We start from the raw sequence: 14,000 nt of genomic DNA, 5'->3' as shown, positions 1-14,000 counted from the left end.
ATGGGCGACCTGATCGCGCGTCGCGTCTGGATGCCTGCGCCCGCCGCCATCGGTGGCAAGCGCGACGAGCGCGACGAGGGCGGCGAGGCGGTCACTGGCCAAAGAAAATATCCTTTCCCTGGCTGCCCGTGCCCGCCGAACCGCCGGACTGTCGCGTGCCGGCGATCGAAGGGCCGTATCCGCTACCCGACGCATTTGCGCCGTCATGCACCGCCACGCGCGCTTCGGCGCTCTGAATGCTGCTCGGGTAGCTCGCGTCTTCCGACGCCGGCGAATAGCCGGCGTGCGTCAGTTCGACGAGTTCGGAACGCACCTGCGCGCGCGTCAGCGGCTCGCCTGTCTGCGCCTGCGCCGTCGTTGCAACGAGCGCCGTGGAAAACAGCGTTGCCGCAATAAAGAGCATCTTCATCATTCATCTCCGTTGGATTCGTGCATCGCAGACACGACGGTCCGATGCACCTGCACGTATGACGCACGCGTCGTCGCGCCTGTCCTTGCTTCGTCATCGAACGACGAAGTCGTGATCTACTGACCGCGATAGATGTCGCAGTCAAGCCCCGGCGTGCATGCCCTGTCGGCGCCTGCCGCCCTCGCATCACGCGATGACGGATTGCCCGACATGCTGGCGGGCCGTGCACCGCCATAAGCCGTGTCGTTGGGCGCCGCCGACGGCTCGCCTCTCGCGTCCAGTTGCATCGACGCGTCCTGCGCCGGCGGCCTGTCCTGAGCCTGTGCCGCGCCGATCGCGAACACACTCGCAGCCGAAAGTGCCAGAAATAACGTTGATTTCATCGCCATCACCTCTTCGAGCAAATTTGCGAACGCAAGCCTGCGACGCGCTTGCGACCAGTTTCATGACTGGGGCCTCGGTCGCCGACGCGCACGCGCCGCCGGGGTTCTCGTTCGACTATGCGGATCGAGTTTGCGGGACTACCTCGCGAGCTGGCGCGAGATGCCCAGGTAAGGTTTTGCTTGGAGATTCAGGAGGGAAGACGAACTCGAGTTCGACAATTTGAATAGCCGAACGTCGAGTGTTTGACTGTTTGATGGTTCCGGCATCGGGGCCGATGCCGGAACGTGTGACGATCCGCATGCACATCGTCGAGGCGCGCCTGCGGATGCTCGCTTCGTCAATACTGACGGCGGGAACGTTTCGTTCTGGTCGCTGCGAGCGAGCTCTCGCTATTTCGACAGCAACCCGAACACGGCGACGCCGCTCTTCGTCCCCACATACACCTTGCCGTTCGCGATCATCGGCGTGACGAACTTGTTGCCCGGGCCGAACTGGTCTCGCCCGCCGGCATCGACGCTGCTGTAAAGCTCGTTGGCCAGATTGTTCGCGTCGTAAGCGCGCAGCACGCCGATCGAGCCGTTCTGCGCCGCCCACAGAATGCCGTTCGCCGTGCCGTTCGCGGAAATGCCCGGCGTCGCACCGGGGAAGCCGAATGTGTTCGGCGTCTGACTGGCAGGCGTGCCCGACAGCGCGGCGTTCGAAACCCTGAACGCCTTGATGGTGTCGCCGACCGCGCCGAAATACACCGTGTTGTTGAAGTACGCGGGCGCCCCGAACATCGGTCCGCGTATCTGGCCGACGAGCTCCTGATAGATGTGATCCGCGTTCGAATCGAACTTGCCCATCGAAAAGCGATTCACGACGTAGATCGTCGAGTTCTTGCCGGCGCCGACCGCGAGATGCCAGACCTTGCCGTTTGCATCGGCAAAATTCGGCAACACCATTGCGCCGCCCGAGCCGAGGTCTTCGTCCTGATTCGACTCCTGCACCGTGTTCGACGGCTGAAAGTAATCCTGCACCCTGAGCGGCCCCAGGTTGAGCCTCAGGAAACCATTGCCGTAGTTGTCGTGGATCGGCATCTCGTGCTCGTTTTGCGTCGGGTCGAAGGTGCCGTTGGCGTCGAGCAGATAGATCGCCTCGCCGTCCGACGCGAGGCCCGCGCCGCTCATCCAGATGGAACCCATCTGGCCGTTCGGCGTGACATTCAGCACGCTCGCCTGCTGCAGCGTGTTCGCGTCGTAGCCCATCACCCAGCCGGTGTACGGCATGTAATCGCAATGCGAGGTCCACGCGGTATAGACGACGCCGTTCAGCAGAAGCAGCGCCGCGCGCTCGGCGTACTGGCCCGGATCGAACGTGAGCGTGCCGTTCTGACTGCCCGCGCCAGTGCCCGGATAGGTCGCGCGGATCTCCGTCGGACCGTTGAAGAGCTCGGCGCCCGTCGTGATGTCGAGCGCGTGAATGCGCTGGTGATAGCCGCCCGAGCCATCCTTCGACATGCCGACTACATATATCGCACCGTTCGGTCCGCGCGAGCGGTCGATGACCGGCGTCGCCGTGACGCCGATGGTCGGCGTGATCTGCGTGCACTTGTGGTCGTCGCTCGGCGACTCGCCGTTGCCGAGGGTCGAGACCTTCCAGAGCACGGCGCCGCTGTCCGCATCGAAGGCGTAGACGCTGGCATTCTCCGTCGCGACGTAGACCACGTTGTGCGTGCCGCCCGCGATCGGCACGCCGGCGAGAAAGAGCGGCTCGGCGTCGACGACGCCATCGACGGAATAGACGGCGAGCTTGCCAAAGGTACTCGAACGAACGTTCGCGGGCGTGAGGATCGTTTCCGCCAGTTGCTGGCCGGTGCGGGCAATGTCGTTGTGCCAGGTGACGACGTCCATCGGGTTCGCGGCGGCCGCGCCCGCTGCATTCGACACGCTCGATGGCGTCCTGGCCGCGGCGGCCGATGTCGAATCGCCGCCGGAGTCACCGCCGCTGCACGCGCCGATGATTGCCGTGATCAGCACGGCGCCGAGTGCGGCGGCATAAGCGGAAAAACGCGCATTCATTTGCTTTCTCCTTCTCCGAAAGCCGGCACGGGCACCGCGCTGTCGCGCCACGGCGGTGCTGCAACAGAGCAATTTCAGTCAGAGCAATTGCAGTGCCCCGGTCTTGCGGCGGACGCTGCGACCCGTCGAGCGCTTTTTACACCGGAAGCACACGACGACCTTTTCGCCACCGAACGTTCGGGCGCAACGTGAGACGCCTGGTCTTCACTGATCAGAAAGCTATCGTGCAGCGGCACGACAACGCGTTTGTAATCTTGACGGGCTTTATGGCGAACGATGAAATGCGTCGGCGACTATTGAAGGACTCCGGTGCATAGCGTGCCACGCGGGAGCTTCCGGACAGACTTGCTTCATCGCAGGCGCTTGTCGAATTCACGAAACAGGTTGTTGCCGGGCCGGGCAGAGCAGCATTCGACGGTGACGACCGTTTGAAAGCTATCGCAGATCGCAGAGCGAATCAATGCGGCCGCGAAAAATTATTTTCGACACGACGATGCAAGTTCGAGGCGGCCGTTCTCCATGCTTGCGGCGTTTGTTGATCAAAAAGATTACGATTCGGTCAGGTCCGCCATATTGGCGAGCGGGTTCGAAAAATTCTTCCGGGAAGTTTTGAAAGATTCATTACGTCCCTGACGTGCATCGCCAGTTGCCATTTCAGAAACTCGAAAGTCCATTATTGCCCTTCGCCGGTCCTGCAAAGAGCAATGCCAGTAAGCCATCCTTATATAGAAAAAAATCGGTCTGCTCGACGAGTTGTTCCGGCTCTAAAAAACGAATGTGTCCAAGTGCACATATTTATCTATTCATTTCATGAGACGAAGTTTTGTCGCAGATTTGGGCTGCTAATCTTCGATCGAAGATCATCGCAATACGAAAGGGCCGGGCGGCGGCGACATGTCTTCGCGGGCACGTCCTACTGGAAGTTCGCAGTGCGGTTCACACCCTGAGCGCTCGAAACGAGGGTCATCATAGTGCCGATGTGTACGATGCAGGTCAGCCGCGACAAGCTGCCGGACTGCGCGAAATCCGGGATGCGTGCGCCTTCGCTGACCCGCCGTTCCATGCTTTGCGACATGGCCGCGCTCGCTCTTGGTGCGGTAAGTCCCATCGCATTCGCGCAACATGGCGGCCTCGGACTCGTCACGCCGCCGCTTCGTCTCGACGATGCCTGGCTCGTCGACCAGACCGGCAAGAAGCGCCTGCTGAATGACATGCTGCACCAGGGTGTAACCGCACTGCAGACGATCTACACCGGTTGCGGCACCGTATGCCCGCTGCAAGGCGCGCTTTTCAGCACGGTGCAGGAACGGATCCCGGGAATCCGCGCCCGTCATCCCGTGCAGTTGTTGTCGATTGGAATCGATCCGCTTTCCGATTCACCCTCCGCATTGCGCGCCTGGCTCGAGCGTTTTCAGGCCGGTCCCGCGTGGAATGCAGCGACGCCAGCACTTTCAGATGTAGACCGGGTGCGCGTGGCGCTGTCGGGCAGCAAGACGCCCCTCGGCGACATCGCGGACCATTCCACGCAGGTCTATTGCTTCGATGCCAACGCGATGCTGCGCTGGCGAAGCGCCGACCTTCCTCGCGTCAACGACATCTGCGATGTGCTCGGCGCGCTTGCACGTACATAACCAGCCTCATGTACGGGGAGCAACCATGCCAGAAATTCATTCGACGGGACACGCGCCCAGCCTGCTCGTCCGATGCATGCGCTTTTTGCTGCTGATCGCGTTATCGCTCGCGTTGTCCGGCGTATCGCTCAGTGTGCGCGCGCAAACCGCGGCTCCCGTCACCGTGAGCGGCACCAACCTGTGCGCGGACGTCAGCGGCCAGTCGACGACACCGGGCGCACCGGTGATCGCCTGGACTTGCTGGGGCGGCGCAAACGAGCAATGGCTCCCGTCTGCGACCGGCGCCCGGTACACCCTCGTCAACCAGAACAGCGGCCTGTGCATGGACGTGTCGGGCCAAAGCCTGAGTCCGGGCGGCCCCATCATCCAGTGGACCTGCAATGGTGGCTTGAATCAGGCCTTCACGTTGATGCCGCAAGGCGCGGGCTACGCAATCGTCGCGGGGCATAGCGGCTTATGCGTGAGCGCGGCGAGCACGACTTCCCAGGGTGCCCAGTTGAGGCAGCAGGCGTGCAATGGAGGTGCGACACAGACGTGGATGGTGAGCGGCTTGCCGCCGCAGAAAACCGCATTGCCTTCGAAGTGGACGGCGCCCATCACGCTGCCGCTCGTTCCGCTGCAGGCCGCAAATCTGCCCAATGGAAACGTGCTGGTCTGGTCGGCTGACAGCGCGCTCGACTTCACCCCGGGGGCGAACCCGCCGCGCAGGACGTATACGGCAATCTTCAATCCGTCGACGGGCAGGAGCCAGCAAGTGATCGTGACCAATACCGGACATGACATGTTCTGCCCGGGCATCGTCAACCTTCCTGATGGCCGGATTTTCGTGACCGGCGGATCGACCGCGAAACTGACCAGCATTTATTCGCCTTCGACTAATTCGTGGACCGCGAGCGATCAGATGAACATCGCGCGCGGCTATCAGGGCAGCGTGACATTGAGCAACGGCGACGTGTTCCTCGTGGGCGGCTCGTGGAGCGGCGGGCTCGGAGGCAAGAGCGGTGAAACCTGGACCGCGGGTTCGGGCTGGCGGATCAACGGCGCCATCACGGACGACTACATCCTCACGAACGACGCCGGCGGTCTGTTTCGCGCCGACAATCACGCATGGATGTTCGCGGTCGGTGATGGACGCGTGTTTCACGCGGGACCGAGCCGGGCCATGCACTGGTTCGATACGGCCGGCAACGGCAGCGTGACCGCGGCCGGCAACCGCGGGAGCGACAACGATGCCATGAACGGCAACGCGGTCATGTACGACGTCGGCAAGATTCTCACCGTCGGTGGCGCGCCGAGCTACGATCAATCGCCGGCCACCGCCAATGCAACGCTCATCGACATCAGCAGTGGAAACGCCGTAGTGCGGACCATTGCGCCGATGAGCTACCGGCGCGCGTTCAACAACAGCGTCGTGCTGCCGAACGGACAGGTCGTCGTGGTCGGCGGGCAGACGTTTGCTGCGCCTTTCTCGGACGACAACGCGGTGCTCACCCCGGAGCTGTGGGACCCCGCGACCAATTCGTTTTCCCCGCTCGCCCCGCAGGCCGTGCCGCGCACTTATCACAGCATGGCGCTGCTCCTGAACGACGGACGCGTGCTGAGCGGCGGCGGCGGACTGTGCGGATCATGCGCGACCAATCACACCGACGTGGAGATATTGACGCCGCCGTATCTGCTGAATTCGGACGGGTCTGCCGCGTCCCGGCCGAGCCTCTCGTCCGTTCCGTCGGACGCGCAGCTCGGCACGACGATCGTGGTGACGGCCAGCAGGGCAGTGCGCTCATTCGTACTGATGCGCTCCTCGTCTTCCACGCATTCGCTCAACAACGAGCAGCGACGCGTGCCGCTGACATTCAGCGTGGGTACCGCGGGCGAATTTCATTTGAACATTCCTTCCGATCCGGGCGTCGTCGTCCCCGGCTATTACATGCTGTTCGCGCTGAACTCGAACGGGGTGCCGAGCGTCTCGCGCGTATTGCGCGTGCATTGAATGGTGCGGCGATACCACTCTGCAACACAGGCCATCGCGATCGGCCTTGCGCTCCTCGCGCTGACACCGCTTGCCCGCGGCGAGGCCGCGTGCGATCGGGCCGACCTAGGGTGTGCAATTTTCAGCGGGCAGCATCCGATGTCCGCGCATTTGCGCGACGACGATCGTCCGCTACCTTCCTGGACGACCCGATGCGTCAATTGCCACACAGGCACGTCGAAGGCTTCGGCCTTCGCGCCGCCGCTGACACACGACGCCCTGCTCGGCGCGACAAGTCGCCGGGGCGGGCCGATCAGTCACTATGACGCGACGTCCTTCTGCCGGGCGGTCAAAGACGGCATCGACCCGGCGGGCGTCCTGCTTGGCAAGTCGATGCCTCACTATCGGATGACCGATGCGCAGTGCATGGCGCTCTGGCGCTTCGTCGTGCGTCGATGATCGTAGTCTGGCCTTCGGCCGCCTGTTGACGGCTTCTCTCAAGAACGCCGTGTTAGAAGGTCACGGTCTTGCCGCCATCGGCGGTGAGAATCTGCCCCGTCACGAATGCAGCGCCCTCGCTCGCCACATTGAGCACCGCGCTGATCGGTGCGATCGTCGGCGGCTGATTCGATTCAAATGTCATTGCGCCAAGGCTGCTCGTCCCGCTTCTGCTTGCATAGCTCGATGAACCTCTGTACCGGCGCGGTCGCCGTGGCCCCGCGACGCGTGGCGATGCCGTATGGCGCGCCGCGTCGTTCTATGCGAATCGGCAGCACCGCCATCATGCCGTGCACCTGGAAGTATTGCGCGACCTTCAACGGCATCAATGCGACGGTGCCCTCGCTCGCTCGCAGCAACGACAACGTGGCAAATGTCGAAGACGTCTCGATGGCGTAACGCGGGAAGGGAACCTCGGCGTCGTCGAAGAGCTGTTCGAGCAGGGAGCGCATCGGCAGCGCGGCTTGCGGCACGATCCACGGGTTGTCGGCGAGCTCCGCGAGCGACAGACGCTGCACGCTCGCGAGCGGATCGGCGCCGTCCACCACCAGACACACTTCCTCGACCTCGAGCGGAATGAAATCGTAGGCTTCCGGGTGGACGCTGATGCTCGGCCGTCCGATGACGAGATCGAGCAGACGCTGATCGAGCATCGATAACAGGCGGGCGCTATTGTCCTCCCAGACCTCGACGGACACGTCCGGCTGCACTTCCCGCAAAGAGCGAAGTATGGGCGCGAGCCACTCGGGCATCGAGCCCATCACGGCGCCGATGGCGAGCATGCCCCCGCCGCCGCGCATGATGGCTGCAAGCTCGTCGCGCAGCGCGCCGATCTCGGAACGCACGGCGCGCGCATGACGGATGACGCAGCGTCCGAGTTCGTTCGGCACGATGCCTCGCGGCGATCGCGCGAACAGCTCCGCGCCGAACATCGCCTCGATTTCGCGCAGCGACTTGGTCGTCGCGGGCTGCGAGAGCGACACCTGCTGGGCCGCCTTTCGCAGCGAGCCGTGGTCGTCCAGCGCGATCAGAAGCGCGACGTGATTGCCGCGCAGCCGCCTCAATATCGCATCGATACTGGTTATCACCGATATAACTCCAACGTCTCACCTGATCGGAAGGTTTCATTATCTGGCCGCATCGATGCCTCTTTAAACTGGTTTCGTCGATGTTCGTCGCAGCCCGGCGCTCGACGGCGCGGCTCGATCATGCCGGAATACACGCGGCGTGAGCAAGCGAACCGGAAATCACGCATCACAGGAGAGAGGCAAATTGAAAAGAATCGGACTCGATGTCGGCGGCACCTTCACCGATGTCGTGATGGTGGACGATGAGACAGGGCGCATCTGGTCGACCAAGGTGCCGACGACGCCGAAGGATCGCGTCATCGGCACCATCGAAGGCTTCCGCAAGATTCTCGAACTGTCGGGCACCGACAGCGCCGACGTTTCGTTTCTCGGGCACGGCACGACGATGGCGACCAACATGGTCGTCGAGGGCACCGGCGCGAAGACGGCGCTCGTCACCACGCGCGGCTTTCGCGACATCCTCGAACTGAGGCGCGTGTCGCGCCACGATCGCGCCGATCTCTACGATCTGCTGTTCGACAATCCGCGTCCGCTCGTCGAGCGCCGCTGGCGGCTCGAAGTGAACGAGCGCCTGCGCCATGACGGCAGCGTCGAAACGCCGCTCGATCATGCGCAACTCGAAGCGCTCGCCGATCAGATCCGCGCGTCGGATGTCGAAGCCGTCGCCGTGTGCTTTCTGCATGCGCACGTCAATCCGCGGCACGAACGCGAAGCCGTCGATGCGCTGCGCCGCCTGTTGCCGGATCATTTCGTCTGCGCATCGCACGAGGTGAACCCCGAATCGATGGAATACGAGCGCGCGAGCTCGACGGTCATCAACGCGATGCTCGGCCCGGTCTGCGGACGCTACATCGGGCGGCTCATCAGTGCGCTGGCGCAACACGGCTTCGCGGGCGAGTTCCTCTTCATGCAGTCGAACGGCGGTCTCGCGGGTCCGGCGATGGTCGCGGACAAGCCCATCGTGCTGCTCGAATCGGGTCCGGCGGGCGGCGTCTCCGCGGCGATCCGCAACTGCGAGAAGAGCGAGCTGAAGAACGCGATCCTCGGCGACATGGGCGGCACGACCTTCGACGTCTCGCTGATCCGCGACTTCCGCCCCGAACTGCGCAACAAGAGCCTGCTGCATACCTACACCGTGCGTTCGCCCAGCATCGACATCGACTCGGTCGGCGCGGGCGGCGGCTCGATCGTGTGGATCGACGCGGGCGGCGGCGTGCGCATCGGACCGGAGAGCGCGGGCGCGGACCCCGGTCCCGCGTGCTACGGACGCGGCGGCACGCGTCCGACCGTCACGGACTGCAATCTGGTGCTCGGCTATATCGATCCCGACAGTTTTCTCGGCGGCGAATTCAAGCTCGATGCGCAGGCGGCATGGCGCGTCGTCGACGAAGTCATCGCGAGGCCGCTCGGCGTCTCCGTGCCCGAAGCCGCGCAGGTCGTGCGCTCGGTCGCCAATGCGCTGATGGCTCAGGCCATCCGCATCATGACGGTCGAGCGCGGCTACGATCCGCGCGAGTTCTCCTACATCTGCTACGGCGGCGCGGGGCCCGTGCACGCGGTCGATCTGGCGCACGAAATGGGCATCCGCCGCGTGGTCATCCCGCCGCTGCCGGGTCTCTTCAGCGCGTTCGGCATGACGGTCGCGGATCAGCAATACGACTATCAGCGTCCGCTCGAAAGCGATCTCGCGATGCTCGACGACGCGGCCCTGCACGCCGCGCTCGAAGACCTGACCGCGCAAGGCATGGACGAGTTGCGGCGTCACGGTGTGCAAGCGCGGAACGTGAAGGTCGTGCGCCTCGCCGATTGCCGCTACGCGGGCCAGCCCGACGTCATCACCGTCGAAGTGCAGGGCGAGGCGCAGGGCATCCGCGCAGCGCTCGCGCAGGCCTTCGAGGACGCGCATCTGCGGCAATGGAACTTCGTCAGCAAGGACAAGCCGGTGGTGATCGCCAATGTGCGCCTGCAACTCGTGGCGACGACCGGCTGGCGCGGCTGCGTCGCGAGCGCGGATGGCGGCGAACTGCCGAAGCCGGTGCGCACCCGGGAGGTTTATTTCGACGACCGCGCGCGCACCCTGCCGGTATTCGCGCGCACGCAGATCCCGGTCGGCGCGACCATCCAGGGGCCGGCGGTCATCGAAGAGCACAGCAGTTGCGCCGTGCTGAAGGCGTCGCATGTCGCGCGCGTCGATCCCGATCTCAACCTCGTCATCGAACTGGCAGCCTGAATTCATGGACATCGTTACTTACGAAATCATTCGCAGCAGTCTCTTCGCGGTCGCGCGTGAAATGAAGATCGCGATGATGCGCACCGCCGGCAGCCCGCTCATGCACGCGAGCGGCGATTCGTCGGCCGCCATTTTCGACGCGGACATGCAACTCGTCGCGCAAGGCAACGACATTCCGACGATGCTCGGCTCGGCCGTCATCTCGACGCGCGTGTCGGTGGAAGCGGTCGGGCGCGACAATCTGCGCCCCGGCGACGTCATCGTCAGCAACGACGCCTACGTGGGCGGCGGCAATCATCAGCCCGACGTGCAATTCACGCGGCCCGTGTTCGCGGACGGCAGGATCGTCGCCTTCGTGATGACGCGCGGCCACTGGACGGACATCGGCGGACAGTCGCCGGGCAGCTATACGGTCACGACGTGGGACGTGTTCGCCGAAGGCATCCGCATTCCGCCGGTGTTTCTCTATCGCAACGACGAGCCGGTGCAGGACATGCTCAACCTGCTCACGAGAAACAGCCGTAACGCGCACGAACTGCTGCTCGACATCCAGGCGCAATACGCGGGCACCTTCGTGGGCGACCGGCGCATCGGCGAACTGGTGGCGAAGTACGGCGCCGATGCGTTGCGCGACGTGATGAGCCAGAGCCTCGATCACTCGGAGAAGCTGATTCGCGCCGAGATCGCGCGCATTCCCGATGGCGTCTACGAAGCGGAAGAGTATCTCGATCCGATCGAAGCGCCGGGCTGGAAGCAGGAGCGTCCGCTGCTCAAGGTGAAAATCACCAAGACGGGCGACCAGATCACTTTCGACTACACCGGCACCGGACCGCAGGCACGCGGCGGCATCAACTGTCCGCTATCGGTGACGTGCAACAGCACCTGGTTCACCGTGAAGGCGCTGACCGATCCGGGCATCCCGATCAACCAGGGCTGCTATCGGCCGGTGACGATCATCGCGCCCGAAGGCAGCGTGCTGAACTGCCGCTATCCGGCGTCGGTGGTGTCGGGCAACACGGAGACCTCGCCGCGCGTGATCGACCTGCTGCTCAAGGCGCTCGCGCCCGCGGTGCCGGAGCGCATCACCGGACAAAGCAACTGCGCGTCGTGCGCGGGCATTTTCAGCGGACGCGATACCGATGCGGCGCGCGTTGCCCGCACCGGCCAGGAATTCGTCACCATGCACGATGTCCACGCGGGCGGCATGGGCGCGCGCGCGGGCAAGGACGGCGTGAGCGGCGTGCGCGTCTACGTGGGCAACGCGGGCAGCCAGTCGGTCGAGATGATCGAAGCGACGTCGCCGCTGATGGTCGAGGAGTGGTCGCTCGTCACCGACAGCGGCGGCGCGGGCCGCCGGCGCGGCGGGCTGACATCGCGGCGCGTGTATCGCGTCGAATATGACGAAGCCACCTTCACCGTCTCCGGCGAACGCGGACGTTCGGCGCCCGAAGGCCACTTCGGCGGCCAGCCGGGCACGCGCTTCCAGTGCGTCGTCGAGCGCGCCGACGGCAGCGAACACAAGGTTGCGGCGAAGGGCGGGCAGACGGTCGTGTATCGCGGCGATCGCGTGACGGTGCAGCCCGCGGGCAGCGGCGGTTATGGCGATCCGCGCGAACGCGAGCAGGCGCGCATCGATGCCGATGTCGCCGATGGCTACATCAGCGCGGATGCGGCGGCGCGACTATACGGGCAACGCGATGCGGCGCCGGAGCAAGCGGCCGACGCGCCGTTCGAAGTGGCGGCGCAATGAGCACGCATGAAACGATGAGCCAGCCCCTGCCGCTCGCGGGCGTGTGCGTGATCGAGATCGGCCACAGTCTCGCCGCGCCATACGCCGGCATGATCCTCGGTTCGCTGGGCGCCGAGGTCATCAAGATCGAAAGCGCGGAACACGGCGATTACGCGCGCGACTGGGGCCCGCCCTTCGTCGATGGCGCGGCCGCGCTGTTTCATGCGGTGAATCACGGCAAGCAGAGCATCGCGATGTCGCTGTCGAATCCCGATGAAGCCCAGGCGTTACGCGAGCTGATCGCGCGCCGCGCCGATGTCGTGCTGCAGAACCTGAAGGCGGGCGGCACGGAGAAATACGGTCTCGGTGGCGAACAGATGCTGCGCATGAAGCCGTCGCTGGTGTACTGCAATCTCGGCGCGTTCGGCACGGCGGGACCGCTGCGCGACAAGCCCGGCTACGATCCGCTCGTGCAGGCGCTGTCCGGTCTGATGAGCTTCCTCGGCCAGCCGGGCGAGCCGCTGTCGCGCATTCCGGTGTCGGTGAACGACATGGGCACGGGGCTATGGGCCGCGATAGGCGTGCTCGCCGCGCTCTTCAGACGTCAGGCGACGGGCGCGGGCGAAGTCGTGTCGGTGTCGCTGTACGAGACGGCGATCAGCTGGGCGGGCATCCAGATCGCCGACTATCTCGCCTCGGGCGTGCTGCCGGGGCGCTGGGGATCGGGGACGGCCGCGATCGTGCCGCATCAGGCCTTCGAATGCGCGGACGGCACCATCATGGTCGCCGCGGGCAACGACCGCCTGTTTCATCGCCTGTGCGGCGTGCTTGCCATCCCCGCGCTCGCCGAAGACCCGCGCTTCGTCACCAACGGCGCGCGCGTGAGCAACCGGGTCGAGCTGATCGACTTGCTGCATGCGCAGTTCCGCAAGCAGGGCATCGCGCACTGGCTCGATGCGCTCGACCGGGCCGGCATTCCGTGCGGCCCGATCCAGACCATCGATCAGGTCGTGGAGCACGAGCAGACCAGGGCGCTCGACCTGCTGCGCACCACCGACGATGGCGCGGCGACGGTCGTCGGCGTGCCGATCTCGTTCGGCGGCGCGCGGCCCGCGCACACGGGCGTGACGCCCAAGCTCGGCGAACATAATCATCTGCTGGCGAAAACGCCACTGGAGACATCTTGAAACTTGCATCGCAACTGGTCGGCGCGCTCGACACGCTGACGCTCGAAGAAATCGACGAACAGATCCTCGTCGTCAAGCTCGATCGCCCGGAAGTCTCGAACGCGATCAGCACCACGATGGGCGAGGAAATCATCCGGGTATTCGGCGCGCTGGAAGCGAACCCGGCGCTGTATCGCTGCGTGATCCTCACGGGCGCGGGCGAGCGTGCGTTCTGCGGCGGCGCGGACCTCAAGCAACGCGAAGGCATGACCGACGAGCAGTTCGGCGTGCAGCACTACCTGTTCGAGCGCATGAACCGCGCGATCACCTATTGCCCGGTGCCGATCATCTGCGCGGCGAACGGCTCGGCGGTCGCGGGCGGACTGGAACTGCTGCTCGCCTGCGACTTCGCGTATGCAAGCGCAAGCGCGGTATTCGGCTTCACGGAGGTCAAACGCGGCATCATGCCGGGCGGCGGCGGCACGCAACAACTGCCGCGCACCATCGGCATGCGGCGCGCGAAGGAACTGATTCTGCGCGGCGCGAAATTCACGGCGCACGAAGCGCTCGCGTGGGGCGTCGTCAACCGGCTGTGCGAGCCGGGGCGCGTGCTCGCCGATGCCATCGACGCGGCGCGCGACATCTGCACGAGCGCGCCGCTGTCGGTCGCGCAGGCGAAAAAGGCAATCGACCTCGGCATGCAGGGCGACCTGCGCACCGGGCTGTATCTGGAAATCGAAGCGTACAACCGGCTGATTCCGACCGAGGATCGTCTCGAAGGCATCAGCGCCTACAACGAGAAACGCTCGCCCCGATTCCAGGGCCGCTAACCTCGA

Annotated in this window: 12 protein-coding genes; 7 read left to right on the top strand and 5 right to left on the bottom strand. The window is 64.7% G+C overall.

The features are described from left to right. Positions 1–91: 91 nt before the first annotated feature. The 3 genes from NCR38_RS28050 to NCR38_RS28040 form a co-directional block, all read right to left on the bottom strand. Positions 92–412: a DUF4148 domain-containing protein gene (locus NCR38_RS28050; RefSeq protein WP_311765934.1), complete on the bottom strand. Its 321-nt coding sequence runs from the start codon at positions 410–412 to the stop codon at positions 92–94. Between the two features lie 113 nt (positions 413–525). Beyond that, positions 526–792 (bottom strand): hypothetical protein, encoded by a 267-nt coding sequence (locus tag NCR38_RS28045; RefSeq protein ID WP_250477957.1) that lies wholly within the window; start codon positions 790–792, stop codon positions 526–528. 390 nt (positions 793–1,182) lie between these two features. Next, complete coding sequence (locus NCR38_RS28040; protein WP_250477956.1) at positions 1,183–2,853, bottom strand: pyrrolo-quinoline quinone; 1,671 nt, start codon at positions 2,851–2,853, stop codon at positions 1,183–1,185. Positions 2,854–3,839: 986 nt separating this feature from the next. On the opposite strand from NCR38_RS28040, the gene NCR38_RS28035 reads away from it, so the two are divergent. From NCR38_RS28035 to NCR38_RS28025, 3 genes are read left to right on the top strand one after another with little or no spacing between them, the layout of a single operon-like run. Continuing rightward, positions 3,840–4,484 carry an SCO family protein gene (locus tag NCR38_RS28035; protein WP_409241442.1) on the top strand — a complete coding sequence of 215 codons (645 nt, stop codon included), beginning with the start codon at positions 3,840–3,842 and terminating at the stop codon, positions 4,482–4,484. 25 nt (positions 4,485–4,509) lie between these two features. Next, a complete protein-coding gene (locus NCR38_RS28030) occupies positions 4,510–6,474 on the top strand; it encodes an RICIN domain-containing protein (RefSeq protein WP_061118673.1) in 1,965 nt (654 codons plus the stop codon). Continuing rightward, the gene (locus tag NCR38_RS28025; protein ID WP_061118672.1) at positions 6,475–6,912 is read left to right on the top strand and encodes a hypothetical protein; all 438 of its coding nucleotides are present in this window, start codon (positions 6,475–6,477) and stop codon (positions 6,910–6,912) included. 52 nt (positions 6,913–6,964) lie between these two features. Here NCR38_RS28025 and NCR38_RS34220 read toward each other — a convergent pair whose 3' ends face one another. Both NCR38_RS34220 and NCR38_RS28020 read right to left on the bottom strand, forming a co-directional pair. Then, positions 6,965–7,096, bottom strand: coding sequence for a hypothetical protein (locus tag NCR38_RS34220; protein ID WP_284502510.1), 132 nt, complete (start codon positions 7,094–7,096; stop codon positions 6,965–6,967). After that, positions 7,086–8,039, bottom strand: a complete 954-nt coding sequence (locus NCR38_RS28020; protein WP_061118671.1) for a LysR family transcriptional regulator — start codon at positions 8,037–8,039, stop codon at positions 7,086–7,088. The genes NCR38_RS34220 and NCR38_RS28020 overlap by 11 nt, the downstream gene beginning before the upstream one ends. Positions 8,040–8,223: 184 nt before the next feature. On the opposite strand from NCR38_RS28020, the gene NCR38_RS28015 reads away from it, so the two are divergent. The 4 genes from NCR38_RS28015 to NCR38_RS28000 are packed head-to-tail and all read left to right on the top strand — an operon-like array spanning position 8,224 to position 13,994. Beyond that, complete coding sequence (locus tag NCR38_RS28015) at positions 8,224–10,269, top strand: hydantoinase/oxoprolinase family protein (RefSeq protein WP_250477955.1); 2,046 nt, start codon at positions 8,224–8,226, stop codon at positions 10,267–10,269. Between the two features lie 4 nt (positions 10,270–10,273). Further along, positions 10,274–12,019, top strand: a complete 1,746-nt coding sequence (locus NCR38_RS28010; RefSeq protein ID WP_061118669.1) for a hydantoinase B/oxoprolinase family protein — start codon at positions 10,274–10,276, stop codon at positions 12,017–12,019. Further along, positions 12,016–13,185, top strand: a complete 1,170-nt coding sequence (locus tag NCR38_RS28005) for a CaiB/BaiF CoA-transferase family protein (protein ID WP_086961138.1) — start codon at positions 12,016–12,018, stop codon at positions 13,183–13,185. The genes NCR38_RS28010 and NCR38_RS28005 overlap by 4 nt, the downstream gene beginning before the upstream one ends. Then, the gene (locus tag NCR38_RS28000; RefSeq protein ID WP_061118668.1) at positions 13,182–13,994 is read left to right on the top strand and encodes an enoyl-CoA hydratase/isomerase family protein; all 813 of its coding nucleotides are present in this window, start codon (positions 13,182–13,184) and stop codon (positions 13,992–13,994) included. Before NCR38_RS28005 ends, NCR38_RS28000 begins: the two co-directional genes overlap by 4 nt. The last annotated feature ends 6 nt before the right edge of the window (positions 13,995–14,000 follow it).

The organism is Caballeronia sp. INML1 (assembly GCF_023631085.1).
Taxonomy (GTDB): domain Bacteria; phylum Pseudomonadota; class Gammaproteobacteria; order Burkholderiales; family Burkholderiaceae; genus Caballeronia; species Caballeronia turbans.
The sequence above is the reverse complement of the archived record's forward strand: the minus strand, read 5'-3'. Positions and strand labels throughout refer to the sequence as shown.